Below are 24436 nucleotides of genomic sequence, written 5' to 3'. Positions count from 1 at the left end.
CAGGCTAGCGGCTTGGCTCGTGCGCAATCTGCTGGATTACGGGTTCGGGACCCTAGTGCGTATCAGGCTGCACGAGCCTTGCCAAAAAAAGAAGCCGGACCCGAAAGATACAAGTGCGTCCGCCTTCGGCGGACTGCCGGAAGCACTGGATCCCCGCCTTCGCGGGGATGACGGTGGCTAGGGGTGATGGCGGTGGCGACGGGGCAAGACAGTGGCGAGGCGAGCAACGGGGCGAAGAGGATTTCCTGTCCACTCCCGCACCCTGCTCTCACGCGGCAGGCGGTGCCTGGCCCGGGCGATTTGTGGGCCGAGCCGGGCTTTCCGCGGCCCGGCCGTTGCGAGCCGCAGGCGAGCTTGATATCAACCTCCGACTCGCGGCAGCTGTCTGAGCGGAGCGGTGCGAAGCAGCGCGCAGCGAGTTCTGCCGCGCAGGCCGGGCCGCGGAATGCCCTGCGAGTTGCGAGTGCAGCGAGCAACCGGCCCACCATGAGCCCGGGCCAGGCACCGCCTGCCGCGCGGGCGCANCTGACTCGCGGCAGCTGTCTGAGCGGAGCGGTGCGAAGCAGCGCGCAGCGAGTTCTGCCGCGCAGGCCGGGCCGCGGAATGCCCTGCGAGTTGCGAGTGCAGCGAGCAACCGGCCCACCATGAGCCCGGGCCAGGCACCGCCTGCCCCGCGGGCGCGCGGCGGAAGCTCTGGATAGGATGATGCGTCCGAGCCCCCGGTCAAAGGACCCAGCCCCATGAAGCACGTCGTTCCCCTCGCCCTCGCAGCCATCGTCGCGGCCACCGCCGTCGTCGTCTGGCAGCAGGTGGGCACGGTCGGCACCACCAGCGAACGTGTGGAGATGCTCGATCCCGCCAAGGTGGAACTGATCCGCACGCCGGGCGGGTTCCTGCAGGTCACCGCGATGGCCAAGGTCGAGGAGTTCGGCTGGCAGACCGGTTGGGCCTGCCCGATCCTGGACTGCACCAGGCTGCCCAAGACCATCTCTCGCGTCCGCGTCAAGGCGCACTACTCGTACGGCATCCCGCTGGCGGCCGAGTGGCGGCTGGAGCCCCAGGGCGATCACTACCGGCTGGTGGTCCCGCCCCTGCAACTGCAGCGTCCGGTGGCGTTCGAGACCACCAGCATGGAAGTGGTCACCACCGAGAGCAGCGTGCTCTCCCCCGCCGCGCCGGCGAACCGCGAGAACGCGCTGCGCCACCTGGGGCCGGAACTCGCGCAGCGCGGGGCCAGCGCGGCCTACCTGGACGCGCAGCAGAAGAACGCCGAGCAGACCGTGCGCGAGTTCGCGAAGAAGTGGATGCTGGAGCAGGGCAAGAGGACCGAGCGCCCCATCAAGGTCGTGTTCAGCGGGCCGAATCCGGGCTAGGAGCCGCCTTCGCTGGGTGGCCCGTCCCCCGGCAGCCGCCGGGCGTATGCTCCGGCCACGCTCGAGTTCCCCGCCGTGGTCGCCCCCCGCTACAACCTCGCCCGCTTCGATTTCGTCTCCATCCGGCTGGCGGTCGCCTGCGCCCAGACCGGCAGCCTGACCTCGGCGGCGCACGACTGCAACCTGGTCCTGCCGGCGGCGAGCCGGCGCCTTCGCGAGCTGGAAAGCGCGCTGGGCGACACGCTGTTCGAGCGGCATTCACGCGGCCTGGTGGCCACCGCGGCGGGGCGCGCCTTCGTGCGCCACGGGCTGGCCCTGCTGCAGGAGATGGACAACCTGGTGGCCGACCTGGCGGACATCCGCCAGGGCATCGTGCGCCACATCCAGCTGTGCGCCAGCACCGCGGCCATCAACCAGTTCCTGCCGCCCCTGCTGGCCGCCTATGCCGAGCTGCGGCCCGATGTGCACGTGGAAGTCGAGGAGCAGGTGTCGGAACACGTGGTCACGGCCCTGCGCGAGGGACGCGCCGACATCGGCGCCTTCGTCGAAGGCCCGGACACCCGAGGGCTGGAGGTGCGCGACTTCCGCAAGGACGAGCTGGTGCTGGTGCTGCCGGCCGGCCACCGCCTGGCCGGGCGCACGCCCATCCCCTTCGTGGAGACGCTGGACGAGCAGTGGATCAGCCTCAACGCCGGCGCGGCCATGCTCCAGCAGCAGCAGCAGGCCGCGCTGGCGGCCGGGCGCAACTTCAAGCTGCGCATGCAGGTGCGCAGCTTCGACGCGGTCGGGCACATGGTCGCGTCGGGGCTGGGCATCGCCGCGCTGCCCAAGGGCGCGGGGCTGCCGATCATGCGGGCGATGAAGCTCACCTGGCGTCCGCTGGCCGACCCGTGGGCCCACCGCCAGCTCCAGATCGGCATCCGGCCGGAGTCCGACCCGGCCGTCCTGGGTCTGCAGGAGTTCCTGTGCACGCCTTCGCGAAATGCGAAGGGTGACTGAATGAAGCTCGCATAGACGGCGCCCCCGCGTCCGCCGGAGACTTGCGGGATGGACAAAGTCACCAACGAAGCATCGGGCGCCGCCTCGCGCGGGGCCGCCCTGGCGGGCCTGAAGGTCCTGGAACTCGGGCAGCTCATCGCCGGCCCATTCGCGGCCAAGACCCTGGCCGACTTCGGCGCCGAGGTCATCAAGATCGAGCCGCCCGCCGCCGGCGACCCCTTGCGCAAATGGCGCTTGCTCAAGGACGGCACGTCCGTCTGGTGGCAGGTCCAGTCGCGCAACAAGCGGTCGCTCGCGCTGGACCTGAAGGACCCCGAGGGCCAGGCGGTCGTGCGCAAGCTGGCGGCCGAGGCCGATGTGCTGGTGGAGAACTTCCGCCCCGGCGCCATGGAGGGCTGGGGGCTCGCCCCCGAGGACCTGCTGAAGCTCAACCCGCGCCTGATCGTGCTGCGCATCAGCGGCTACGGCCAGACCGGCCCCTACCGCAACCGTCCCGGCTTCGGCGTCATCGGCGAGGCCATGGGCGGCCTGCGCCACCTCACCGCCGAGCCGGGCCGCGTGCCGGTGCGCGTGGGCGTCAGCATCGGCGACACGCTGGCCGCGCTGCACGGCGTCATCGGCATCCTGCTGGCGCTGCAGCACCGCCATGCCACCGGCGAGGGGCAGGTCATCGACGTCGCCCTGTACGAGGCCGTCTTCAACTGCATGGAAAGCCTGCTGCCCGAGTACAGCGCCTTCGGTGCGGTCCGCGGCCCCGCGGGAAGCGCCCTGCCCGGCATCGCGCCGACCAACGCCTACCGCTGCAGCGACGGCGGCTATGCGCTGATCGCGGGCAACGGCGACAGCATCTTCCGCCGCCTGATGGCGCTGATCGGCCGGGAAGACCTGGCGAGCGATCCGGCGCTGGCCGACAACGCCGGCCGAGTGGCCCGCGTGCAGGAACTCGACGAGGTGATCGGGGCTTGGACCGCCACCCGCACGGTGGACGAGGTGCTGGCCGCGCTGGACCAGGCTTCGGTGCCGGCCGGACGCATCTACACCGTCGCCGACATCGCCGCCGACCCCCACTACCAGGCGCGCGACATGCTGCAGCAGGTCCGCCTGGACGACGGCAGCACGCTGACCGTCCCGGGCATCGTGCCCAAGCTGTCGCGCACGCCGGGCAGCCACCGCCGCAACGCACCCGGGCTGGGCCAGGACTCCGAAGCGGTCCTGCGCGAGGTCGGGCTCACGCCGCAACAGATCCAGGCCCTGAAGGACCGGTGCGTCATCCAGGGAGCATCCGCATGAACCGCATCCACTTCAACGAAGTCGTCACCCGCGACGGGTTCCAGAACGAGCCGGACTTCATCCCCACCGATGCCAAGGTGGCGCTGATCGACGAGCTCAGCCAGTGCGGCTACGCCAAGGTGGAGGTCACCTCCTTCACCTCGCCCAAGGCGATCCCCATGCTGCGCGACGCCGAGGAGGTGATGGGCCGCATCCGGCGCGTGGCCGGCGTGGAGTACACGGTGCTGGTGCCCAACGTGCGGGGCGCCGAGCGGGCGATGGAGTCGCGCGCGGACGAGCTCAACCTCGTGATGTCCACTTCCGAGACGCACAACCTGGCCAACCTGCGCATGCCGCGGGAGAAGAGCTTCGACGGGCTGAAGGCGGTGATCGAGCTGGCCGCGGGCAAGGTGCCGGTCAACGTCTCGCTCTCCACCTGCTTCGGCTGCCCGATGGAAGGCGACGTGCCGCAGGAGGAAGTGCTGCGCTGGGCCGCGCGCTTCGCCGAGCTGGGCGTGCGCGGGCTGACGATCTGCGACACCACCGGCATGGCGCATCCCGCGCAGGTGGCCCGCATGTGCGAAGCCCTGCAACAGCGCTTCGGCGCCCTGCAGCTGACCCTGCATTTCCACAACACGCGGGGCATGGGCCTGGCCAACCTGCTGGCGGCGGCGCAGCAGGGCATCACGCGGTTCGACGGCTCGCTGGGCGGGCTCGGCGGATGCCCCTATGCGCCCGGCGCGACCGGCAACATCTGCAGCGAGGACGCCCTGCACATGCTGCAGGCGATGGGGTACGAGACCGGCGTGGACCTGGAGCGCCTGCTCGCCGTGGCACGGCACCTTCCCGAGATCCTCGGGCACGACGTGCCCGGCCAGGTTGCCAAGGCCGGTCCCATCGGCCAGCTGCATCCGGCCCCGGCTTCGGTGGCCGAACTGCGCAAGGCCTTCGCATGATCGGCCACCTCGACCACCTGGTGCTGACCACCGCGCGCGAGGCCGCCTGCGTGGACTTCTACACGCGCGTGCTCGGCATGCAGCTGGAGCGGTTCGTGGGCGGCACCCCGCCGGTGGAGCGGCGGGCGTTCCGGTTCGGCCACCAGAAGATCAACCTGCACGTGCAGGGGGCCGAGTTCACGCCCAAGGCGCACCTGCCGGTGCCGGGCGCGCTGGACCTTTGCTTCATCGCCACCGTGCCGCTGGAGGCCGTGATCGAACGCCTGCGCGTGCAGGGATGGCCGATCGAAGAGGGCCCGGTCCAGCGCACCGGCGCGACCGGGCCGATCCGTTCCGTCTACGTGCGCGACCCCGACTTCAACCTCATCGAGCTTTCGCAACCGACCTGAAGAACCAAGGAGACAAGACATGCAAAGACGCCAACTGATCCAGGCCGGCAGCGCCGCCCTGCTCGCGGGGAGCGCCGGCCGCCTCTTCGCGCAGGGCAAGTACCCCGACCGCCCCATCACCATCGTCGTGCCGACCGCGCCGGGGGGCACCACGGACTTCACCGCCCGCCTTCTCTCCGAGCCGCTGTCGCGCGCCCTGGGCCAACCGGTCGTCATCGACAACAAGCCCGGGGCGTCCGGCAACATCGGCAACCAGGTCGTCGCGCGCGCCAGGCCGGACGGCTACACCCTGCTGCTGGCCTACAGCGGCTACCAGGTGGGCAACCCGCACCTGTTCAAGAAGGCGGGCTGGGACCCGATCAAGGACTTCGCGCCGGTCGCCATGCTCACGCGGGCCCCCCAGCTGATGGCGGCCAAGGCCAACCTGCCGGCCAGCAACATCCGCGAGCTGATCGCGTATGCCAAGGCCAACCCTGGCAAGCTGAACTACGCGTCGTCGGGCAACGGCTCGATCCAGCACATCGCCGGCGAGCTGTTCAAGCAGATCACGGGCACGTCCATCACGCACATCCCCTACAAGGGCTCGGGCCCCGCCGTGCAGGACCTGCTGGGCGGGCAGGTCGACCTCTTCATCACCACGCCGGCCGCGGTGGTCAGCCAGGTCAAGGCGGAGAAGCTCAAGGCGCTGGTCGTCACCAGCCCCAGGCGGCTCACCTCGCTGCCGCAGGTGCCCACCGCCGTGGAATCGGGGCTGCAGAACTTCAACCTGGACTCCTGGTTCGCGCTGTACGCGCCCGCGGGCACGCCCAACGACATCGTGACGCTGCTGAACACCGAGATCGGGAAGATCCTGGCGATGCCCGAGATCCGCAAGAAAGCGGAAGAGTCCGGCACGTCGGTCGAGCAGATGAGCCCTGCGCAGCTCGGGGAGTTCACCCGCAAGGAACTCGACTACTGGGGCCGCGTGATCCAGTCGGCCAGCATCAGCGCGGACTGAGGGCGGGGGACGCCAGCCTCCGAGCCGGCGTCACGCTGCCGCCAGCCGGCTGAGCCCGCCCCCACCTCGTCATTCCCGCGAAGGCGGGAATCCACCGCAGCGCGGCTGCGGCGCCGGGGGGCGGAAGCCCTGGATCGCCGCCTTCGCGGAGATGACGGAACTCAGTCCTTCGCGACTCCGCGCAGGTCCTCCAGCAGCATCGCCGCCACGCGCGAAAGCCATCAAGCTGGACTGACGCCAGGGCGCCGCCCGCGGCGCCATACTTTCCTTCATCGATTTTTTTTCCGCAGGAGATCCGCATGGCCGATCTGTTCGACAACCCGATGGGCCTGATGGGCTTCGAGTTCGTGGAGTTCGCCTCCCCCACCCCCGGCGTGCTCGAGCCGCTGTTCGAAAAGATGGGCTTCACGCTGGTCGCCAGGCACCGTTCCAAGGACGTGGTGCTGTACCGCCAGGGCGACATCAACTTCATCGTCAACCGCGAGCCCCGCAGCCTGGCCCATTACTTCGCGGCCGAGCACGGGCCCTCGGCCTGCGGCCTGGCCTTCCGCGTGAAGGATGCCCACAAGGCCTACGCCCGCGCGCTCGAGCTGGGCGCCCAGCCGATCGACATCCCGACCGGCCCGATGGAGCTGCGCCTGCCCGCGATCAAGGGCATCGGCGGCGCGCCGCTCTACCTGATCGACCGCTTCGAGGACGGCAAGTCGATCTACGACATCGACTTCGAGTGGCTGCCCGGCGTGGACCGCCATCCCAGGGGGCACGGCCTGAAGGTGGTGGACCACCTGACGCACAACGTCTACCGCGGCCGCATGGCGCACTGGGCGGACTTCTACGAGCGGCTGTTCAATTTCCGCGAGATCAAGTACTTCGACATCAAGGGCGAGTACACCGGCCTGACCTCCAAGGCGATGTCGGCGCCGGACGGCATGATCCGCATCCCGCTGAACGAGGAAGCCGGCAAGACCGCAGGGCAGATCGAGGAGTTCCTGATGAAGTTCAGCGGCGAGGGCATCCAGCACGTCGCGCTGGCCTCGGACAACCTGATCGAGACCGTCGACGCCCTGCAGATGGCCGGCGTGCAGCTGATGACCGCGCCCAACGACATCTACTACGAGATGCTGGAGGAACGCCTGCCCGGCCACGGCCAGCCGGTGCCCGAGCTGCAGGCGCGCGGCATCCTGCTGGACGGCACCACCGAGAAAGGCGAGAAGCGCCTCTTGCTGCAGATCTTCTCGGAGACCATGCTGGGTCCCGTGTTCTTCGAATTCATCCAGCGCGCCGGCGACGACGGCTTCGGCAACGGCAACTTCAAGGCCCTGTTCGAATCGCTGGAGCGCGACCAGATCCGCCGCGGCGTGCTGAAGGTCGAGGAGGCCGCATGAAGATCGACCGCATCCACCACGTCGCGTACCGCTGCAAGGACGCCAAGGAGACGGTGCTCTGGTACCAGAAGATGCTGAACATGGACTTCATGCTCGCCATCTCCGAGGACCAGGTGCCGTCCACCAAGGCGCCGGACCCGTACATGCACGTCTTCCTGGACGCCGGCAACGGCAACGTGCTGGCCTTCTTCGAGCTGCCGACGCAGCCCGAGATGGGCCGCGACCCCAACACGCCGGCCTGGGTGCAGCACATCGCCTTCCGCGTGAAGGACCGCGCCGAGCTGCTGGAGTACAAGCAGCACCTGCAGGCCAACGGCGTCGAGGTGCTGGGCGTCACCGACCACGGCGCCTTCCACTCCATCTACTTCTTCGACCCCAACGGGCACCGGCTGGAGCTGGCGTGTCCCGATCCTGACGAGGACGCGATGAACAAGCGCCTGGACGAAGTGAAGTGGGACATGCTGGAGGAGTGGTCCAAGACCAAGCGCGCGCCCAAGCACGGCGCCTTCCTCCACCAGCGCGAGTTCAAGCAATGAACGCGGCGCCGGACGACACCTGCGACGTGGCCCTGGAAAGCTGGGTCGAGAGCGCCAACGTCGCGGGCTGCGACTTCCCGATCCAGAACCTGCCCTTCGGCCGCTTCCGCCGGGAGGACGACGACTCCTGGTGCATCGGCGTGGCCATCGGCGACCAGGTGCTCGACCTGCGCAAGGCCGGCGTGTTCGACACGCACGACATGAACCGCGTGATCCGGCTCAAGCGCGAGCAGCGCCAGGCCGTGCGGCAGGCCATCTCGGAAGGGCTGCGCAAGGGCAGCGCCCAGCGCGGCAAGTTCGAAGCGGCCCTGCTGTCGCAGGCGGACCTGGAGCTCGGCGTGCCGTGCACCATCCGCGACTACACCGACTTCTACGTCGGCATCCACCACGCCACCGCCATCGGCAAGCAGTTCCGCCCCGACAGCCCGCTGCTGCCCAACTACAAGTGGGTGCCGATCGGCTACCACGGCCGCGCCTCCACCATCGTGGCCAGCGGGAGCAGCTTCCACCGGCCCGTGGGGCAGACCAAGGCGCCGGACGACGCGTCGCCCGCGGTGAACCCCAGCGCGCGCCTGGACCTGGAACTGGAACTGGGCATCGTGATCAGCCGGCCCAACGTCCATGGCGTGCCCATCCCCCTGGACGCCGCGGAGGAGCACGTGTTCGGCATCACGCTCTTCAACGACTGGAGCGCGCGCGACATCCAGGGCTGGGAGTACCAGCCGCTGGGCCCGTTCCTGTCGAAGAACTTCGCCAGCACGATCTCCCCGTGGATGGTGACGCTGGAAGCGCTGGAGCCTTTCCGCAAGCCCTGGAGCCGGCCCGAGGGCGATCCGCGGCCCCTGCCCTACCTGGATTCGCAGGCCAACAGCCAGCGCGGCGCCTTCGACATCGGGCTGGAGGTGTGGCTGCAGACGGCACGGATGGAGCAGGCGGGCCATGCGGGCGACTGCATCAGCCGATCGAACTTCGCGCAAGCCGCCTACTGGACGGTGGCCCAGCTGGTGGCCCACCACACCGTCAACGGCTGCAGCCTTTCCGCGGGCGACCTGTTCGGCTCGGGCACGCTGTCCGGTCCCCGGCCGGAGCAGGCCGGTTCGCTGCTGGAGCTGACGTCCGGCGGCAAGCAGCCGCTGCAGCTTTCGAACGGGGAGAAGCGCACCTACCTGCAGGATGGCGACAGCATCATCCTCAAGGGCTTCTGCGAGCGGCCGGGGTTCCGCCGCATCGGCTTCGGCGAATGCCGCGGCAAGGTGCTGCCCGCCCGGGCCTGAGATGATGCCCGGTGCGGCCGCGCCGGCCCGCCCGGCCCCCTGACTCCCGGAGACCCCCATGCTGCAGCAACTGAAGGAAACCGCGAAACACGGCCTGGCCGCCGGCGCCGAGCAGCCGCCCGGCCGGCCGGACTGGACCATCGACCAGGGCTGGGCGAACTACACCGCGCAGGACCACGCCGTCTGGAAGACGCTGTTCGAGCGGCAAGGCCGGCTGCTGCCGGGCCGCGCCTGCGACGAGTTCGTCCGCGGCATGAACGACCTGCCGATCGGCGCCGACCGCATCCCCGACTTCGAAGAGCTCTCCGAAGCCCTGATGAAACGCACGGGCTGGCAGGTCGTGGCCGTGCCCGGCCTGGTGCCGGACGACGTGTTCTTCGAGCACCTGGCGAACCGGCGTTTTCCCGCCGGCCACTTCATCCGCAAGCCGGAGCAGCTCGACTACCTGGAGGAGCCGGACGTCTTCCACGACGTGTTCGGCCACGTGCCGATGCTGATGAACCCGGTGATCGCGGACTACATCCAGGCGTACGGCCATGGCGGCCTGCGGGCCCGCAAGCTGGGCGTGCTGGAGAACCTGGCCCGCGTGTACTGGTACACGGTGGAATTCGGCCTGGTGCAGCAACCGGACGGGCTGCGCATCTACGGCGCCGGCATCGTGTCGTCCGCGACGGAGACGGTGTTCTCGCTGGGGGACCCTTCGCCCAATCGCGTGCGCTTCGACCTGGAGCGGGTGATGCGCACGCGCTACCGGATTGACGATTTCCAGGAGACCTACTTCGTCCTCGGGCACCTGGACGAGCTGCTGGAGCTGGCGCACATCGACTTCGCCCCCCACTACGAGCGCGTCGCCGGTGCGGCCGAATACGAGCCGGGCCAGGTCCTCGACACGGACGGGGTCGTCTCGCGAGGCACGGGGCAGTACCACGCCGCGCGGCGCACGGGGGTCGCGGCATGAACCCGCAGCAGCAGACCGTTCTGATCACGGGCGCCGCCGGCCACCTGGGCCAGGCGCTGGCCGCCACCTACCGCGGGCGCGGTGCCCGGCGGGTGCTGGTCGACCGCCACGCCGACGCGCTGGCGCGAGCCTTCGGCGAATCGGCCGACACCCTGCTGCTGGCCGCCGACCTGCTGGATGCCGAGCAGGTCCACGCTGCCGTGCTGCAGGCGGTGGACAGGTTCGGCCGCATCGACGCGCTCTGCCACCTGGCCGGGGGCTTCCGCATGGGGGAGGCCGTGCACGAGACCTCGCCCCAGACCTGGGACTTCCTGCTGGACCTGAACGCCCGCACCTTCCTGAACATCGCCCGGGCCCTGGTGCCGCACATGCTCGAGCGCGGCGGCGGCAGGATCGTCACGGTCGGGGCGGCCGCCGCGCTCAAGGGGGCCGGGCAGATGGGCGCTTATGCCGCTTCCAAGAGCGCGCTGATCCGGCTGACCGAAGCGATGTCGGCCGAGCTCAGGGACCGGAACATCAACGTCAACTGCGTGCTGCCGTCCATCATCGACACGCCCGACAACCGCGCCGCCATGCCCGATGCCGACACCAAGCGCTGGGTGGCGCCGGAAGCGCTTGGCGAGGTCATCGCCTTCCTGGCTTCGGAGGCGGCACGGGCGGTGCATGGGGCGGCGGTTCCGGTGACCGGCCGGGTGTGAGCCGGGGTCGCCCCATGGAACCCGCGTAGCGAGGAACCCGGCGGCTCAGGACCGCCGCGCGCCCGTGTCCCGCACCACCTCGCCGTCCTCCTTGGTGAACGGCGGCAGCGCCCCCACGGGCAGGAGTTCCAGCACCGCCTCCGAAGGCCGGCAGAGCCGGGTGCCCAGGGCCGTGCGGACCACGGGACGGTTCATGAGGATGGGGTGCTGCTGGATGAAGTCGAGCAGCTGCTCGTCCGTCCACTGGGGGTCGCCCAGGCCCAGCTCTCCATAGGGCGTGCCCTTCTCCCGCAGCAGTTCCCGGACGGAAAGGCCCATCTCCGCCAGCAGCTCGCGCAACTGCTCCTTCGAGGGTGGCGACTTCAGGTACTCGACGACGACCGGCTCGATGCCGGCGTGGCGGATCAGCGCCAGCGTGTTGCGGCTGGTGCCGCAGGCGGGGTTGTGGAAGATGGTGACGGGGACCGGCTCGGGCGCCCGCTGCGCGAACACCAGGCGGTTGCCGAAAGGATCGGCTACCGACATCTCGCGGCCCCACGGTTGCTCCACGATGCCCGGCCGGGCGTACTTGTAGGCCTTGGCGGCCAGCTCGGCCTGGAGGTCGTCCAGGCCCTGCGCCTCGATCCTCAGGGCGGCCCCGGGCGAGGCGTCGCCGTGGTGCTCGGACAGGTGCAGCCGGCAGCCCTGCCGCGACACCTGCAGGTAGAGCGGCAGGCCGGGTTCGAAGCGGTGCTCCCAGTCGATCCTGAAGCCGAGGAAGTCCACGTAGAACTCGCGGGCCTTGGCCTCATCGAAGATGCGCAGGATCGGGGTGGGCGAGCCGAGATGCATGGGGAAACGAGCCTCCTCGGGCGATCATCCCACGGGCCCCGGCGGCGCGAATCGGACGCGCCGGCCTCAGCGGCATTCCGCCTGCGCCCAGTACTTCGGCGTCCATTCCGGCGGGCTGTTCTCGTTCCACACCGAAGCGGAGATCCGACGGGCGACGAAGAGGTCGCCGTGGCGCCAGACCACCTGGCCCGGCATGTAGCGCACGCGGGGGTCCCACCGGGGCGCGCCGCACGACTGCTCGTGGCGGTGGCGGCGTTCGTACGCGTAGGCGGGCGGCGCGTCGTACACCTCGTAGGGCTGCGCGTGCACCGTGCGCACGGCCGGCGCGTACACCGGTTGCGGCTGGACGTGCACCGGCACGGCCGTGGGCAGGGGCACGCCCACGGAGACGTGGACAGAGGTGCCTGCATGGGCGCCGGCGGCAGCGCCCAGGGTGCCGACGACCAGGGCGGTGGCGGCGATCCGGTTTCTGATCGAACGGTTCATCTGGGTCCTTTCCTCGATGACCGCACTGTCCGCTTCCTACCTGAACGGACCATGAAGGCAAGGTGAACCCTGCGTGAACAATTGGAAGCAAACGCTGGGCCCGGCCTGCCGCCGGATCACTCCAGCGTGAAGCCGACCTTCAGCGTCACCTGCCAGTGCGCGACCTTCCCGTCGCGGATGTGGCCGCGGGTCTCGACCACCTCGAACCACTGCATGTTGCGCACGCTCTCGTGGGCCTTGGCGATCGCCGCGCTCACGGCCTCCTCGATCCCGGCGGGGGACGATCCCGTCAGCTCGAGCGTCTTGTACACGTGGTTCGACATGGTGGGGCTCCTTTGATCCAGGCGGGCGCCCATTCTCCCGCCCGGCGCACCGTCGAGCTGAGGTGGCGTGTCGCATCGACCCTCGGACGGCTAGCATCGCCCGCATGCAAGCCGATGCCCTGCCGCTGTCGATCGACCTGCCTTCGGGCCCGGCCGTCTCGGGACTGCTGCTCGCCCCGAAGGCGCCCGCCGCCTGCTACGTGTTCGCCCATGGCGCGGGCGCCGGCATGCAGCACCGGTTCATGGCCGACCTGGCCGGCGCGTTGTGCGGCCGCGGGATCGCCACCCTGCGCTTCCAGTTCCCGTACATGGAGAACGCGAGCAAGCGCCCGGACCGGCCGGAAGTTGCGCACGAGGCCGTGCGCGCGGCGGCCGCGGAAGCCGCGCGACGCTTGCCGGACGTGCCGCTCTTCGCCGGCGGCAAGTCCTTCGGCGGCCGCATGACGTCCCAGGCGCAGGCCGCCCGCCCACTGGCCGGCGTGGCGGGACTGGTGTTCGTCGGCTTTCCCCTGCACCCGGCCGGCAAGCCCGGCACCGACCGGGCCGCGCACCTGTCGCAGGTGCAGGTCCCGATGCTCTTCCTGCAGGGCGACCGCGACGAGCTGGCCGGGATGGACCTGATGCGCCCCGAGGTCGAGCGGCTCGGTGCGAAGGCGTCCCTGCACGTGGTCGCGGGCGCCGACCACGCCTTCCACGTGCTGGCGCGGTCCGGGCGCAAGGACCCGGAGGTGGTCGAGGAACTGGCTGATGTGATGGCGCGCTGGATGGGCGCTTTACGGGCCGAGAAGAAGTAGCCCCGGGGCCCATCGGCCGCAGCGGAATGTGTCCGCCCCGCGAGGTCAGCCGACGAGCTTGTCGTATTCGGCGTGGCTGCCGATCCAGAACCAGTGCACCCCTCCATCCACGCGCAGGCCCAGTGCCCGGTAGTGCAGGCCGACCCGAACGCTGTAGACCCTCGCAGCGCCGAGCGGCTTGAGCTGCAGGGAGGGATGCGCAGGGTCGACTCTCAGGAGAGCAAAGTTTCTACGGGCAAGCGACCGGATCTCGGCGGGAAGCTTCTCGAGACAGTCCCAGAACCGAGCCGACGCCGTGTGCTTCAAGGCTGTTTGCGCGGGCCGCTAGCGTAGTCAGCCTGAGCCTCGGCGACAAGCGTCTCCAGCTTGCCTCTGGAGAGGTCGTCTTCGAGCTGGGCGTCCCATGCAGCGTTGTCGAACTCTGCGAACCAGCGACGAAACACCGCGAGCTCCGCCGGAGGCAGGGATCGCACAGCGTCTTCAATGGCCTTGACGTCTGACATGGTGGGCTCGTTGGATAGGGATTTCAGTATGCCGCACACATGACGCGGCGCCAATGGCCGGGTGGCGCACACACCCCCCACCTTCAGGGGATGCGATCAAGACGCCAACGCCGCCCCGAGCCGCGCCACGCCCTCCCGGATCTTCCCCACATCCGCCGTCGCGAACGACAGCCGCAGCGAACTGCGATCCGGCTCCTTGGCAAAGAACGGCGCGCCCGGCACGAAGGCCACGCCCTTCTCGATCGCGCGCTTGGCGAACTCGGCCGCGTCGCTGGTCTTGCCGCCCGCGCCCGTCAGGCGGGCCCAGAAGAACAGGCCGCCCTGCGGCTGCGTGAACTCGATCGCGTCGCCCAGCTCGCGCTGGAGCGATTCGCCCATCGCCTGCGCGCGCTCGGCGTAGACCTGCCGCACGCGCTCGAGGGTCGCGGGCATGCGGCCGCTCCTGAGGTACTGCGCGGCCGTCGCCTGCGCGAAGGTGCTGGTGTGTGCGTCGCTGAACTGCTTGCACATGGTGGCCTTGGCCAGCAGCTCGGTGGGCGCCACCAGCCAGCCCACGCGCAGGCCGGGCGACAGCACCTTGCTCAAGCTGCCGCAGTGCGCCAGCCAGTCGCGCGAGCCGGGCACCTCGTGGCTGAGGGCCAGCATCGACGGCGGCGGCGGCCCGGGGGTGAAATAGAGATCGCCGTAGGGGTCGTCCTCGACGATCAGCGTCTGGTACTTGACGGCCAGCTCCAGCACCTTGCGCCGCCGCTCCAGCGAGAGCAGCGCGCCGCTCGGGTTGCCGAAGGTGGGGATCAGGTAGACGAACCTGGGCTTGTGCTCGCGGATCAGGGCTTCGAGCCGCTCGACATCCACGCCATTCGAGTCGATGGGCGCGGAGACCAGGTCGGCGCCATAGAGGCGGAAGCACTGGATGGTGGCCAGGAAGGTCGGGCCCTCGACGATCACCTTGTCGCCGGGGCTGATCAGGGTCTTGCCCAGCAGGTCCAGCGCCTGCTGGCTGCCCGTGGTAACGATCAGCTGCTGCGGCTCCAGGCCCTGGACGCCCTTGCCCTGTTCGAAGGCGGCGAGCTGCGCGCGCAGCGGGTCGTAGCCTTCGGTGGCGCCGTACTGCAGCGCGGCGCCGGGCTCCTCGGCCAGCGCCTTCTGGCTGGCCTCGCGCAGGCCCTCGACGTCGAACATCGCGCTGTCCGGAAAGCCGCCGGCGAAGGAGATGATGCCCGGCTTGCCCAGCAGCTTGAACAGCTCGCGGATGGCCGAGGTTTCGACGTTGTCGAGGCGGGAGGCGAATTGGAGGGGCATGGCAAGGCAGGTGGGTCGGTCCGGCGCCTATTGTGGCGCGAACGGCCCCAGCCCTCGCCTGCGGCGCTGCGGGCGTCGGGGCCGTGCCCGACGCCGCCGTGGCACTTCGAAGGTCAGCGAGCCGGCTTGTCCTTGTCCGCGTAGCGCAGCCCCACGTGGTCCAGGTCGTCGCGCTCCGCCGCACGGGCGCGTTCGCGCTCCGCCTCCGCGCCCGGGGTGGCGTCGCTCCAGTCGCGGCCGGCGGCCGGGGCCTGCGAGGTGTCGACGGCGGCGGCACCCGACGCCATCGCGCGTTCGCGCGGCGTTTCGGCCCGCGGATCGAACGCGCTGCTGCGGTCCTGGTAGCTGCCCTGCAGGCCGCCGGAGCTGCCGGGCAGCGGGCGGTCGACGACCTCGTGCAGGGGCTTTTGCGCCGGCCGGTGGAACACGTTCAGGTCCGTGGCCTGCAGGTCGTGCAGCAGCGCACGCGCCCGGGCGGCCTCGGCCTCGTTCGCGGTGTCGACCACGAGCACGAAGGAGCCGCGGTCCACCGCCTTCTCGTAGACCTCGTGGTCGCCCGGGTTGCGGTCGGCGCCGAACAGGCGCACGAAGAAACCGGCCACCTTGTCGACCATGTCGCGGCTGGCGGCGATCTCGCGGTCCGTGCCCTCCCAGGCGCGCGGGTCCTCGCCCATGGCGTCGGAATCGGTGGGGCCGCGGTGCTGCAGGTGGACGTCCTTGCGGTCGAAACCGGATTGCAGCAGGCGGTCGCGGGCGCGCTCGGCGACGTCGCGGTGGTCGAAAGAGCAGATGGCGGTGTGCATGAGGTACTCCTTTCGCTTGGCTTGCCTCCTTGATAGGCCTGCGGGAGGCGCAGGGGCAGTCGCCGGGGGAGGCAGAGGGTGTAGGTGGGGGACTACCGCGCAGTCGTCCCGGCGGCGCCCTCACCCTTCGCGCGGCAACCGCTGCGCCAGCGAGTCGCGCGCTTTCTGCAAGACCGGCAGCATCGCCTCGCGGAATTCCGCCATCGTCATGCGCTCGGCGCGCACCGCCATGCTGATGGCGCCGACGGCGCGGCCCTCGCGGTCGAAGGCGGGCACGGCGAGGGACCGCACGCCCAGTTCCAGCTCGCCGTCGCTGCCGGTCCAGCCCTCCTCGCGGCAGCGGTCCACCAGCGCGATCACCTCACGCGTGCGCCACACCGTGCGCTCGGTCAGCGGCTTGCGCGGCATCAGCTCGATGCGGCGCCGGACCTCGTCCGGCGGCAGGCTGGCCAGCAGCGTGCGGCCGAGCGCGGAGCAGTAGCCCGGCAGGCGCGAGCCGATGGCCAGCCCGGTGGACAGGCTGCGCCGCGCGGTCGAGCGCGCGATGATGAGCGCGTCGTCGCCCAGCAGCGTGCCGAAGGTGGCCGACTGGCGGGTGCGTTCGGCCAGCGCGTCCAGCAGCGGCTGGGCCAGCTGAGGCAGCGGGCGCGAGACCAGGTACGAGTGCCCCACCAGCAGCGCGCGCGGCGCCGGCCAGAAGCGCTTGCCGTCGCTGTCCAGGTAGCCCAGCGCGTGCAGGGTGTGCAGCGAGCGGCGCGCCGAGGCCGGCGTGCTGCCCGCCAGCCGCGCGACCTCGCTCAGCGTCAGCCGCGCCGCCTCGCGGTTGAAGCACGTCAGCACGTCCAGCCCCTTCTGCAGGGCGGTGACGAAGCTCTTGTCTTCGGGTGCGGCAGCGGCGCGCGGCCGGGCTGCAGCGGAGGCGTTCTTGCGCATCGCGCAATTTTCGCTTGCCGCGCCGGCGCGCACGGCGGGACACTGGCAGGCTGCCGCGAAAGAGACAAGCGGCCCACCAGGAGACACCGTCCATGACCCATCGCTTCACTCGCCGCCAGGCGCTCGCGCTCGCCGCCGGCGGCGCCCTCGCCCCGGTGCTTCCGGCCCTGGCGCAGGGACAGCCCGCCAAGTCGGTGCGCCTGATCGTGCCCTTCCCCGCCGGCGGCACCGCCGACGTGCTGCCGCGCCTGGTGACCGAGAAGATGCGCGCTTCCTTTCCCAACGGCATCGTGGTGGAGAACAAGTCCGGCGCGGGCGGCAACATCGGCGCGGCGGAAGTCGCGCGGGCCGAGCCGGACGGCAGCACCTACCTGGTGTCGCCGCCGGGGCCGATCGCGATCAACCAGCACCTGTACAAGTCGCTGCAGTTCGACCCGGCCAAGTGGGTGCCGGTGACCGTGCTGGCCACCGTGCCCAACGTGCTGGCGGTCAGCAACAAGGTGCAGGCCGCCAACCTGCAGGACTTCGTCGCCTACCTCAAGGCCAACCCCGGCAAGGTGAGCTACGCCTCGCAGGGCAACGGCTCCACCTCGCACCTGACGGCCAGCCTGTTCATGCAGCTGACCGGCACCGAGATGATCCACGTCCCCTACAAGGGCACGGCGCCCGCGCTGGTGGACCTGGTGGCCGGCAACGTGGACGTGTTCTTCGACAACATCAGCTCGTCGGCCCAGTTCCACACCGGCGGCAAGATCAAGGTGCTGGCCGTGGCCGACCAGCAGCGCTCGCAGGCGCTGCCCAACGTGCCCACCTTCGCCGAGCAGAAGCTGCCCGCGATGAGCGCGGTCACCTTCTTCAGCATGGTGGCGCCCCCCGGCACGTCGGCCGAGAACGTGGCCTACATGCACAAGGCCGTGTCCGGCGCGCTCGCACTGCCGGACGTGCGCCAGAAGTTCCTGGACCAGGGTGCGCAGCCGCGCGGCTGGTCGCCCGAGGAGACCGGCCGCTTCATCCGCGGCGAGTCGGACAAGTGGAACAAGGTCGTCAAGACCGCCAACGTGACGGTGGAATGATGGAAAGCACGATCGAATGGCGCGGGCCGGGCTTCACCCGGATCCCGTACGGGGTCTACAGCGGCTCCACGCTGGAGCAGCAGGAGCAGGAGCGCATCTTCCGCGGCCCGACCTGGAACTACCTTTGCCTGGAAGCCGAACTGCCCGAGGGCGGGAGCTTCCGCACCACCTTCGTCGGCGAGACGCCGGTGGTGGTGGTCAAGGACGACGACGGCGAGATCTACGCCTTCGAGAACCGCTGCGCCCACCGCGGCGCGCTGCTGGCGCTGGAGAAGTCGGGCAAGGTGGAGAACTTCCAGTGCGTCTACCACGCCTGGAGCTACAACCGCCAGGGCGACCTCACCGGCGTGGCCTTCGAGAAGGGCGTCAAGGGCCAGGGCGGCATGCCGGCCTCCTTCTGCAAGGAGGAGCACGGCCCGCGCAAGCTGATGGTGGCGCGCCATTGCGGCCTGGTGTTCGGCAGCTTCAGCGACGAGGTGCCGCCGATCGAGGAGTACCTGGGCGAGGAGATCTGCGCGCGCATCGGGCGCGTGCTGCACAAGCCGGTGCAGGTCATCGGCCGCTTCACCCAGGCCCTGCCCAACAACTGGAAGCTGTACGTGGAGAACGTCAAGGACAGCTACCACGCCAGCCTGCTGCACCTGTTCTTCACCACGTTCGAGCTCAACCGCCTCTCGCAGAAGGGCGGCGTGATCGTCGACGAGAGCGGCGGCCACCACGTGAGCTATTCCATGATCGACCCGGCCGCGGCCGACTCCTCCTACCGCGAGCAGGGCCTGCGCTCGGACGACGCGCAGTACCGCCTGAAGGACCCCAGCGTGCTGGCCGGCTTCCAGGAGTTCGACGACGGCATCACGCTGCAGATCCTCTCGGTGTTCCCCGGCTTCATCCTGCAGCAGATCCAGAACTGCCTGGCCGTGCGCCAGGTGCTGCCCAAGGGCGAGGGCCGCTCCGAGCTGAACTGGACCTACCTGGGCTACGCGGACGACACGCCCGAGCAGCGCACGGTGCGCCTGAAGCAGCTGAACCTGGTGGGGCCAGCCGGTTTCATCTCGATGGAAGACGGCGCCGTCGGCGGCTTCGTGCAGCGCGGCATCGCCGGCGCGCGCGACCGGGAGGCGGTGGTGGAGATGGGCGGCGAGGCCACCGACTCCAGCGAGGGCCGCGCCACCGAAACCTCGGTGCGAGGCTTCTGGAAGGCCTGGCGCGGGCACATGGGGGTGTGAACATGGTCGACGTCCTGTCCCTCTGCGCCTTCCACGCCGCCTACGCGCAAGCCATCGACAGCGATGCGCTGGAGCGCTGGCCCGGCTTCTTCACCGAGCGCTGCCACTACCGCATCACCCACGTGGAGAACGAGCGCGAGGGCCTGCCTGCCGGCATCGTCTACGCCGACTCGCGCGCCATGCTGGAAGACCGCATCGCCGCCCTGCGCGAGGCCAACATCTACGAGCGCCACCGCTTGCGCCACCTGCTGGGCATGCCCCTCGTGGAATCGGCCGATGGCGGCGGCGCCGTGGCGCGCACGCCCTTCATGGTGGCTCGCATCATGCACACCGGCCAGACCGAGCTGTTCGCCACCGGCGAGTACCGCGACCGCTTCGTGCTGCAGGACCAGCGCCTGCTGCTGGCCGAGCGCGTGGTGGTGTGCGACAGCACCGTGACCGACACCTTGCTGGCGCTGCCGTTGTGACCCGACGCATCGCGCTGTCGGTCGGCGACCCGAACGGCATCGGGCCCGAGATCGTGCTGAAGTCGCTGGACGCCTTGCGCGGCGAGGACCGGCTGCGCGTGACGGTGTTCGGGCCGCGCGCGGTGCTGGAGCGGGCGGCGCAGGTCACGGGGCTGCAGGAGTTGCTCTCGACGATCGACCTGCGCCCGGCCGGCGAGCTGCCGGCGGCCGCCGCGCAGCCCGGCCAGGTCAACGCCGAGGCCGGCGCCAGCGCGGTGGCCAGCGCCACCGCCGCCATCGAGGCCTGCCGCCGCGGCGAGTTCGACGCCGTCGTGGCCGGCCCGCACCACGAGACCGCCATCGCGCTGGCCGGCATCCCCTTCTCGGGCTACCCGTCGCTGCTGGCGCGCGTGTGCGGCCAGCCGGAGGACCAGGTCTTCCTGATGCTGGTGGGCGGCGGCCTGCGCATCGTGCACGTGACGCTGCACGAAAGCGTGGCGACCGCGCTGGCGCGCATCACGCCCGAGCTGGTGTGCGCCGCCACGCTGGCCGGCGTGCGCGCCTGCCGGGCGCTGGGCGTGGCCAAGCCGAGCGTGGCGCTGTTCGGCATCAACCCGCATGCATCCGAGGGCGGCCTGTTCGGCCACGAGGACGCCGAGCGCGTGTTTCCCGCTGCGCTGCGCCTGCGCGCGCAGGGCGTGGACGTCGCCGGTCCGCAGGGCGCGGACATGCTGCTGGCCGACCGCAAGCACGACCTGTACGTGGCCATGCTGCACGACCAGGGCCACATCCCGGTCAAGCTGCTCGCGCCCCAGGGCGCCAGCGCGGTGTCGATCGGCGCCGACGTGCTGCTGGCCAGTACCGGGCATGGCAGCGCGATGGACATCGCGGGCACGGGGACGGCGCGGCCCGATGCCTTGCTGCGCAGCCTGCGGCTGATGGGCGGGCTTCCGACTCCCTCCCGTCATTCCCGCGGAGGCGGGAATCCAGAGCTCCCGCCTTCCTCCCGTCATTCCCGCGAAGGCGGGAATCCAGAGCTTCCGCCTTCCGAGACGCCGGAGGGAAGCACTGGATCCCCGCCTCCGCGGGGATGACGGCCCATCCAAGACAGCTCCCATGCCCTTTGACATCCGCATCGCCGGCACCGACGTGCAGTTCCCCTGCGAGCCGGGCCAGAACGTGCTCGACGCCGCGCTCAAGTCCGGCATCGAGATGCCCTACTCCTGCCGCAAGGGCATCTGTGGCAACTGCGCGGGCCGGGTCACCGCCGGCCGCGTCGAGTGCCCGCCGCCCGGCGCGGTGATCGAGGCGGACCAGCACCTGTTCTGCCAGTGCCTGCCGCTGGAGGACCTGGAGATCGCGCCGGCCACCTGGCACCGCCTCGATCCGTCGGCGCGCAAGACCTACACGGTCAAGGTGTTCCGCAACACGCTGGCCGCCCCCGACGTCAACGTGCTGCAGCTGCGCCTGCCGGCCGGCCAGCGCGCGAAGTTCCGCGCCGGCCAGTACCTGCAGGTGACGCTGCCCGACGGCAGCCGCCGCTCCTACTCCCTGGCCAACCCCCCGCACGAGAGCGACATGCTCCAGCTGCACATCCGCCACGTGGCCGGCGGCCAGTTCACGCAGCTCGTGCCGCAGCTCAAGTCGGGCGACACGCTGCAGGTGCAGCTGCCCTTCGGCGACGTGGAGATCCAGGAGGACACCCCTGCCCCGCTGCTGTGCGTGGCCGGCGGCACCGGCTTCGCGCCGGTCAAGTCGCTGATCGACGACCTCCTGAAGAAGGGCAGCACCCGCGCCGTCACCCTGGTGTGGGGCGCGCGAACGCCGGACGGGCTCTACCTGATGCCGGCGGTGGAGCGCTGGAAGAAGTCGCTGCCGGGCTTCCGCTTCGTGCCGGCGGTGGAGGACGAAGCCGGTGCCCAGGCGACGGGCGGCTTCCACGGTCGCGCCGACGACGCCGTGCGCTCGCTGTTCACCGCACTGGCCGACCACGAGGCCTACTGCTGCGGCGCGCCGGCCATGGTGACGGCCGTGCGCAAGGCCTGCGTCGAGGACCGCGGGCTGGACCCGCACCGCTTCTTCGCCGACGTGTTCGTGCCCGGCCCGGCGGCCTGACGGGGCCTGCCGTCCGGGCGGCGGCCGCCGAAGTCACCGCTTTCGCATGGCGTTTGTCGCCCCTTTCTTACCTGCGTCGCGCCTCATCGGGCGCAGAGTAGGCGTGCTCCCAACGCGACAACGGGCACGAAAAATGATGAATCCCAAGCAGTTGCTGCGGCTGGTCGTCCAGTCCGCGAAGTCCTGGTCCAACGACTACGCGCCCTCCATGGGCGCGGCCATCTCCTACTACACGGTGTTCTCGCTGGCCCCGCTGCTGGTGATCGTCATCGCGATCGCCGGCGCCGTCTTCGGGCGCGAGGCGGTGCAGGGCCAGATCTCCGACCAGCTCACCGGCCTGATGGGCCCCAGCGGCGCGCAGATGGTCGAAGGCCTGGTGGCCGCCGCGAGCGACACCGACCGCGGCCTCGTCGCCGGGCTGATCGGCTTCTTCCTGCTGCTGGTGGGCGCCACCACGGTCTTTGCCGAGCTGCAGAGCGCGCTGGACCGCATCTGGAAGGTGCCCGAATCGAAGAAGCCGTCGGGCATCTTCGGGCTGCTGCGAGCGCGCCTGATGTCCTTCGGGCTGATCCTGGGCGTGGCCTTCCTGCTGATGGCGTCGCTGGTCGTGAGCGCCGTGCTGGCGGCGGTGGGCAGCTGGCTCGGCGGGCTGATGCCGGGGTGGGAGGCCACGCTGCAGGTGCTGAACCTGGCGGTGTCGCTCACCATCCTCACGGTGCTGTTCGCGATGATCTTCAAGCTGATGCCGTCCACGCCGGTCGGCTGGAGCGACGTGTGGGTGGGCGCCTTCGTCACCGCCCTGCTGTTCGAGGTGGGCAAGGTGCTGATCGGCCTGTACATCGGCAAGAGCGGCATGAACGAATCGTTCGAGGCCGCCGGCTCGCTGGTGATCCTGCTGGCGTGGGTGTACTACGCGGCGCAGATCTTCCTGCTGGGGGCGGAGTTCACCAAGGCGTACGCGGACACGCACGGCTCGTTGTCGCGGGTCGAGAAGCCCGTGCAGGAGAACCCGACCAAGCACTAGGCGGGCACGGGAAGCACTGGATCCCCGCCTGCGCGGGGATGACGGCCAACCCTTCGCGATGACGGGATCTCAGAACCCGGCCGCCAACCCGTCCCGCCGCGAATCCGAAGCCGCCACGTAGCCCTCGGCCTTGGGATCGCCCGCGCGCCAGATGAACTGGCCGGCGCCGAAGTCCTGGTAGTTGTCGTGGATCACCTCGACGCGGTGGCCGCGGGCGGTGAGCTCCTCCAGCGTCGCCGGGTTCATCTGCTGCTCGGCGTTGATCTCCAGGCCGGCGTTGTAGCGCCAGCGCGGCGCGTCGCAGGCAGCCTGCGGGTTCTGGCCGTAGTCCAGCATGCGCACCACCGTCTGCATGTGGCCCTGGGGCTGCATGTTGGCGCCCATCACGCCGAACGACATCACCGGCTGGCCGTCCCGGGTGAGGAAGGCCGGGATGATGGTGTGGAACGGCCGCTTGCCGGGCTCGACCTGGTTGGGGCCGGGCTGCAGGCTGAAGCCGTGGCCGCGGTTCTGCAGGCTGATGCCGAACTCCGGCTCCACCACGCCGGAGCCGAAGCCCATGTAGTTGCTCTGGATGAAGCTGACCATCATGCCGTTCTCGTCGGCGGCCGTGAGGTAGATGGTGCCGCCCTTGACCGGATTGCCGGCGCCGAAGTCCTGCGCTTTCTTCATGTCGATCAGCCTGGCGCGCGACGCGAGGTAGCCATCGTCCAGCATCTCCTCTGGCGTGACCTCCATCGACTTCGGTTCGGCCACGTACTTGTAGACGTCGGCGAAGGCCAGCTTCATGGCCTCGATCTGCAGGTGCTGCGAGTCGGGGCCGTCCACCGGCAGGCCGGCGACGTCGAACTTCTCCAGGATGCCCAGCGCGATCTGCGCGGCGATGCCCTGCCCGTTGGGCGGGATCTCGTGCAGCGTGTGGCCGCGGTAGTTGCGCGCCAGCGGCGTCACCCACTCGGGCTTGTACGCGGCCAAGTCCCTGGCCGTGAGCGTGCCGCCGTGCTCCTTGACGAAGCGCTCGATGGCCTGCGCGATCTCGCCGCCGTAGTACGCCGCGCCCTTGCTGTCGGCGATCGTGCGCAGGCCGCGCGCGGCGGCCGGGAATCGGAACAGTTCGCCCACGCGCGGCGCGCGGCCCCAGGGCAGGAAGGCCTGCGCGAAGCCGGGGTTGCGGCCCAGCTCCGGCGTGGCGGCTTCCCATTTCTGCTGCACGACGATCGGCAGCAGGTAGCCGCGCTCGGCGATCTCGATGGCGGGCGCCAGCACGTCGGCGAACGGCAGCTTGCCGAAGCGCTCGGACAGCGCCACCCAGCCCGCGACGGCGCCGGGCACGCTGATCGAGTCCGGGCCGCGCTTGGGCGGCGTCTTCGCATCGGCGCCGTACTTCTGCTTGAAGTAGGAAGGCGTCCAGGTCGAAGGCGCGCAGCCGGACGCGTTCAGGCCGTGCAGCTGCTGGCCGTCCCACAGGATGGCGAAGGCGTCGCTGCCCAGGCCGTTGCTCACCGGCTCGCAGACGGTCATCGCGGCCGCGGCGGCGATGGCCGCATCGACGGCGTTGCCGCCCTGCCAGAGGATGCGCAGGCCCGCCTGCGCGGCCAGCGGGTGCGAGGTCGACACCACGTTGCGCGCGAAGACGGGGATGCGGGTGGTGGGATAGGGGTTGTGGAAGTTGAAGTGCATGGTGTCGTCTCTCATTAACTCAACACAGAGGCACAGAGGCACAGAGGCACGGAGGCACGGAGG

The 24436-nt window shown here is 70.3% G+C and carries 27 protein-coding genes and 1 pseudogene; 18 read left to right on the top strand and 10 right to left on the bottom strand.

Annotated elements, in window-relative coordinates; genetic code table 11:
* The first annotated feature begins 740 nt into the window (after nucleotides 1-740).
* The 11 genes from ASG30_RS05410 to ASG30_RS05360 all read left to right on the top strand — a co-directional run bounded on the left by ASG30_RS05410 (nucleotide 741) and on the right by ASG30_RS05360 (nucleotide 10834).
* On the top strand, nucleotides 741-1373 hold the full coding sequence (locus tag ASG30_RS05410) for a hypothetical protein (RefSeq protein WP_055893748.1): 633 nt from the start codon (nucleotides 741-743) through the stop codon (nucleotides 1371-1373).
* A gap of 75 nt (nucleotides 1374-1448) precedes the next feature.
* Nucleotides 1449-2372 carry a LysR family transcriptional regulator gene (locus tag ASG30_RS05405; protein WP_055893745.1) on the top strand — a complete coding sequence of 308 codons (924 nt, stop codon included), beginning with the start codon at nucleotides 1449-1451 and terminating at the stop codon, nucleotides 2370-2372.
* 48 nt (nucleotides 2373-2420) lie between these two features.
* Nucleotides 2421-3662, top strand: a complete 1242-nt coding sequence (locus tag ASG30_RS05400; protein ID WP_055893742.1) for a CaiB/BaiF CoA transferase family protein — start codon at nucleotides 2421-2423, stop codon at nucleotides 3660-3662.
* Entirely contained in the window at nucleotides 3659-4597 is a 939-nt protein-coding gene (locus ASG30_RS05395) for a hydroxymethylglutaryl-CoA lyase (RefSeq protein WP_055893739.1), read from the top strand. The genes ASG30_RS05400 and ASG30_RS05395 overlap by 4 nt, the downstream gene beginning before the upstream one ends.
* A complete protein-coding gene (locus ASG30_RS05390; RefSeq protein ID WP_055893737.1) occupies nucleotides 4594-4986 on the top strand; it encodes a VOC family protein in 393 nt (130 codons plus the stop codon). Before ASG30_RS05395 ends, ASG30_RS05390 begins: the two co-directional genes overlap by 4 nt.
* Nucleotides 4987-5005: 19 nt before the next feature.
* A complete protein-coding gene (locus tag ASG30_RS05385) occupies nucleotides 5006-5983 on the top strand; it encodes a Bug family tripartite tricarboxylate transporter substrate binding protein (RefSeq protein WP_055893736.1) in 978 nt (325 codons plus the stop codon).
* Between the two features lie 299 nt (nucleotides 5984-6282).
* Complete coding sequence (gene hppD / locus ASG30_RS05380; RefSeq protein WP_055893733.1) at nucleotides 6283-7368, top strand: 4-hydroxyphenylpyruvate dioxygenase; 1086 nt, start codon at nucleotides 6283-6285, stop codon at nucleotides 7366-7368.
* Nucleotides 7365-7904: a VOC family protein gene (locus ASG30_RS05375; RefSeq protein WP_055893727.1), complete on the top strand. Its 540-nt coding sequence runs from the start codon at nucleotides 7365-7367 to the stop codon at nucleotides 7902-7904. The genes hppD and ASG30_RS05375 overlap by 4 nt, the downstream gene beginning before the upstream one ends.
* Complete coding sequence (gene fahA, locus ASG30_RS05370; RefSeq protein ID WP_055893724.1) at nucleotides 7901-9178, top strand: fumarylacetoacetase; 1278 nt, start codon at nucleotides 7901-7903, stop codon at nucleotides 9176-9178. Before ASG30_RS05375 ends, fahA begins: the two co-directional genes overlap by 4 nt.
* A 58-nt stretch (nucleotides 9179-9236) precedes the next feature.
* Nucleotides 9237-10136 carry a phenylalanine 4-monooxygenase gene (gene phhA, locus ASG30_RS05365; RefSeq protein WP_055893721.1) on the top strand — a complete coding sequence of 300 codons (900 nt, stop codon included), beginning with the start codon at nucleotides 9237-9239 and terminating at the stop codon, nucleotides 10134-10136.
* Nucleotides 10133-10834: an SDR family NAD(P)-dependent oxidoreductase gene (locus tag ASG30_RS05360; protein ID WP_055893719.1), complete on the top strand. Its 702-nt coding sequence runs from the start codon at nucleotides 10133-10135 to the stop codon at nucleotides 10832-10834. The genes phhA and ASG30_RS05360 overlap by 4 nt, the downstream gene beginning before the upstream one ends.
* Nucleotides 10835-10879: 45 nt before the next feature.
* On the opposite strand, the gene arsC is transcribed toward ASG30_RS05360, so the two are convergent.
* The 4 genes and pseudogenes from arsC to ASG30_RS05345 form a co-directional block, all read right to left on the bottom strand.
* A complete protein-coding gene (gene arsC, locus ASG30_RS05355) occupies nucleotides 10880-11326 on the bottom strand; it encodes an arsenate reductase (glutaredoxin) (RefSeq protein ID WP_268793568.1) in 447 nt (148 codons plus the stop codon).
* Nucleotides 11324-11665, bottom strand: a pseudogene (locus tag ASG30_RS22935) (glyoxalase superfamily protein); the annotation flags it as partial. The gene arsC and the pseudogene ASG30_RS22935, both read right to left, overlap by 3 nt.
* 66 nt (nucleotides 11666-11731) lie before the next feature.
* A complete protein-coding gene (locus ASG30_RS05350; RefSeq protein WP_055893716.1) occupies nucleotides 11732-12151 on the bottom strand; it encodes a hypothetical protein in 420 nt (139 codons plus the stop codon).
* 116 nt (nucleotides 12152-12267) lie between these two features.
* Nucleotides 12268-12474, bottom strand: a complete 207-nt coding sequence (locus tag ASG30_RS05345) for a dodecin (RefSeq protein ID WP_055893713.1) — start codon at nucleotides 12472-12474, stop codon at nucleotides 12268-12270.
* A gap of 104 nt (nucleotides 12475-12578) precedes the next feature.
* Here ASG30_RS05345 and ASG30_RS05340 point away from each other — a divergent pair, with 104 nt between their 5' ends.
* Entirely contained in the window at nucleotides 12579-13268 is a 690-nt protein-coding gene (locus tag ASG30_RS05340) for an alpha/beta hydrolase family protein (RefSeq protein WP_055893711.1), read from the top strand.
* A gap of 45 nt (nucleotides 13269-13313) precedes the next feature.
* On the opposite strand, the gene ASG30_RS05335 is transcribed toward ASG30_RS05340, so the two are convergent.
* The 5 genes from ASG30_RS05335 to ASG30_RS05315 all read right to left on the bottom strand — a co-directional run bounded on the left by ASG30_RS05335 (nucleotide 13314) and on the right by ASG30_RS05315 (nucleotide 16809).
* Nucleotides 13314-13574: a ParE family toxin-like protein gene (locus ASG30_RS05335; protein WP_055893708.1), complete on the bottom strand. Its 261-nt coding sequence runs from the start codon at nucleotides 13572-13574 to the stop codon at nucleotides 13314-13316.
* Nucleotides 13571-13771, bottom strand: a complete 201-nt coding sequence (locus ASG30_RS05330) for a hypothetical protein (RefSeq protein ID WP_055893706.1) — start codon at nucleotides 13769-13771, stop codon at nucleotides 13571-13573. Before ASG30_RS05330 ends, ASG30_RS05335 begins: the two co-directional genes overlap by 4 nt.
* A gap of 96 nt (nucleotides 13772-13867) precedes the next feature.
* Nucleotides 13868-15073 carry an aminotransferase-like domain-containing protein gene (locus ASG30_RS05325; RefSeq protein ID WP_055893703.1) on the bottom strand — a complete coding sequence of 402 codons (1206 nt, stop codon included), beginning with the start codon at nucleotides 15071-15073 and terminating at the stop codon, nucleotides 13868-13870.
* A gap of 113 nt (nucleotides 15074-15186) precedes the next feature.
* The gene (locus tag ASG30_RS05320; RefSeq protein WP_055893701.1) at nucleotides 15187-15876 is read right to left on the bottom strand and encodes a hypothetical protein; all 690 of its coding nucleotides are present in this window, start codon (nucleotides 15874-15876) and stop codon (nucleotides 15187-15189) included.
* A 120-nt stretch (nucleotides 15877-15996) separates the two neighbouring features.
* Entirely contained in the window at nucleotides 15997-16809 is an 813-nt protein-coding gene (locus tag ASG30_RS05315; protein WP_055893698.1) for an IclR family transcriptional regulator domain-containing protein, read from the bottom strand.
* A 92-nt stretch (nucleotides 16810-16901) separates the two neighbouring features.
* Between ASG30_RS05315 and ASG30_RS05310 the strand changes: the two genes are divergently transcribed.
* The 6 genes from ASG30_RS05310 to ASG30_RS05285 all read left to right on the top strand — a co-directional run bounded on the left by ASG30_RS05310 (nucleotide 16902) and on the right by ASG30_RS05285 (nucleotide 22693).
* Nucleotides 16902-17882, top strand: a complete 981-nt coding sequence (locus tag ASG30_RS05310) for a Bug family tripartite tricarboxylate transporter substrate binding protein (protein WP_055893696.1) — start codon at nucleotides 16902-16904, stop codon at nucleotides 17880-17882.
* Nucleotides 17879-19108, top strand: a complete 1230-nt coding sequence (locus ASG30_RS05305) for an aromatic ring-hydroxylating dioxygenase subunit alpha (protein ID WP_055893694.1) — start codon at nucleotides 17879-17881, stop codon at nucleotides 19106-19108. Before ASG30_RS05310 ends, ASG30_RS05305 begins: the two co-directional genes overlap by 4 nt.
* 2 nt (nucleotides 19109-19110) lie before the next feature.
* A complete protein-coding gene (locus ASG30_RS05300) occupies nucleotides 19111-19575 on the top strand; it encodes an aromatic-ring-hydroxylating dioxygenase subunit beta (RefSeq protein ID WP_055893692.1) in 465 nt (154 codons plus the stop codon).
* On the top strand, nucleotides 19572-20648 hold the full coding sequence (locus ASG30_RS05295) for a PdxA family dehydrogenase (protein ID WP_082521920.1): 1077 nt from the start codon (nucleotides 19572-19574) through the stop codon (nucleotides 20646-20648). The genes ASG30_RS05300 and ASG30_RS05295 overlap by 4 nt, the downstream gene beginning before the upstream one ends.
* Nucleotides 20649-20670: 22 nt before the next feature.
* The gene (locus tag ASG30_RS05290) at nucleotides 20671-21669 is read left to right on the top strand and encodes a 2Fe-2S iron-sulfur cluster-binding protein (protein WP_055893690.1); all 999 of its coding nucleotides are present in this window, start codon (nucleotides 20671-20673) and stop codon (nucleotides 21667-21669) included.
* Nucleotides 21670-21802: 133 nt separating this feature from the next.
* Nucleotides 21803-22693, top strand: coding sequence for a YihY/virulence factor BrkB family protein (locus ASG30_RS05285; RefSeq protein ID WP_156385433.1), 891 nt, complete (start codon nucleotides 21803-21805; stop codon nucleotides 22691-22693).
* Between the two features lie 69 nt (nucleotides 22694-22762).
* Here the strand turns inward: ASG30_RS05285 and ASG30_RS05280 are convergent, their stop codons facing one another.
* The gene (locus ASG30_RS05280) at nucleotides 22763-24373 is read right to left on the bottom strand and encodes a gamma-glutamyltransferase family protein (RefSeq protein ID WP_055893683.1); all 1611 of its coding nucleotides are present in this window, start codon (nucleotides 24371-24373) and stop codon (nucleotides 22763-22765) included.
* Between the last annotated feature and the right edge of the window lie 63 nt (nucleotides 24374-24436).

It is taken from the genome of Ramlibacter sp. Leaf400 (assembly GCF_001424545.1).
GTDB lineage: Bacteria > Pseudomonadota > Gammaproteobacteria > Burkholderiales > Burkholderiaceae_C > Ramlibacter.
This window is presented reverse-complemented; position numbering and strand designations above follow the sequence as displayed.

Coding starts and splice junctions, on each gene's coding strand:
- ASG30_RS05410 (WP_055893748.1), top strand. CDS start 741: ATGAAGCACGTCGTTCCCCTCGCCCTCGCAGCCATCGTCGCGGCCACC.
- ASG30_RS05400 (WP_055893742.1), top strand. CDS start 2,421: ATGGACAAAGTCACCAACGAAGCATCGGGCGCCGCCTCGCGCGGGGCC.
- ASG30_RS05395 (WP_055893739.1), top strand. CDS start 3,659: ATGAACCGCATCCACTTCAACGAAGTCGTCACCCGCGACGGGTTCCAG.
- ASG30_RS05390 (WP_055893737.1), top strand. CDS start 4,594: ATGATCGGCCACCTCGACCACCTGGTGCTGACCACCGCGCGCGAGGCC.
- ASG30_RS05385 (WP_055893736.1), top strand. CDS start 5,006: ATGCAAAGACGCCAACTGATCCAGGCCGGCAGCGCCGCCCTGCTCGCG.
- hppD (WP_055893733.1), top strand. CDS start 6,283: ATGGCCGATCTGTTCGACAACCCGATGGGCCTGATGGGCTTCGAGTTC.
- ASG30_RS05375 (WP_055893727.1), top strand. CDS start 7,365: ATGAAGATCGACCGCATCCACCACGTCGCGTACCGCTGCAAGGACGCC.
- fahA (WP_055893724.1), top strand. CDS start 7,901: ATGAACGCGGCGCCGGACGACACCTGCGACGTGGCCCTGGAAAGCTGG.
- phhA (WP_055893721.1), top strand. CDS start 9,237: ATGCTGCAGCAACTGAAGGAAACCGCGAAACACGGCCTGGCCGCCGGC.
- ASG30_RS05360 (WP_055893719.1), top strand. CDS start 10,133: ATGAACCCGCAGCAGCAGACCGTTCTGATCACGGGCGCCGCCGGCCAC.
- ASG30_RS05350 (WP_055893716.1), bottom strand. CDS start 12,151: ATGAACCGTTCGATCAGAAACCGGATCGCCGCCACCGCCCTGGTCGTC.
- ASG30_RS05345 (WP_055893713.1), bottom strand. CDS start 12,474: ATGTCGAACCACGTGTACAAGACGCTCGAGCTGACGGGATCGTCCCCC.
- ASG30_RS05340 (WP_055893711.1), top strand. CDS start 12,579: ATGCAAGCCGATGCCCTGCCGCTGTCGATCGACCTGCCTTCGGGCCCG.
- ASG30_RS05330 (WP_055893706.1), bottom strand. CDS start 13,771: ATGTCAGACGTCAAGGCCATTGAAGACGCTGTGCGATCCCTGCCTCCG.
- ASG30_RS05325 (WP_055893703.1), bottom strand. CDS start 15,073: ATGCCCCTCCAATTCGCCTCCCGCCTCGACAACGTCGAAACCTCGGCC.
- ASG30_RS05320 (WP_055893701.1), bottom strand. CDS start 15,876: ATGCACACCGCCATCTGCTCTTTCGACCACCGCGACGTCGCCGAGCGC.
- ASG30_RS05315 (WP_055893698.1), bottom strand. CDS start 16,809: ATGCGCAAGAACGCCTCCGCTGCAGCCCGGCCGCGCGCCGCTGCCGCA.
- ASG30_RS05310 (WP_055893696.1), top strand. CDS start 16,902: ATGACCCATCGCTTCACTCGCCGCCAGGCGCTCGCGCTCGCCGCCGGC.
- ASG30_RS05305 (WP_055893694.1), top strand. CDS start 17,879: ATGATGGAAAGCACGATCGAATGGCGCGGGCCGGGCTTCACCCGGATC.
- ASG30_RS05300 (WP_055893692.1), top strand. CDS start 19,111: ATGGTCGACGTCCTGTCCCTCTGCGCCTTCCACGCCGCCTACGCGCAA.
- ASG30_RS05290 (WP_055893690.1), top strand. CDS start 20,671: ATGCCCTTTGACATCCGCATCGCCGGCACCGACGTGCAGTTCCCCTGC.
- ASG30_RS05285 (WP_156385433.1), top strand. CDS start 21,803: ATGATGAATCCCAAGCAGTTGCTGCGGCTGGTCGTCCAGTCCGCGAAG.
- ASG30_RS05280 (WP_055893683.1), bottom strand. CDS start 24,373: ATGCACTTCAACTTCCACAACCCCTATCCCACCACCCGCATCCCCGTC.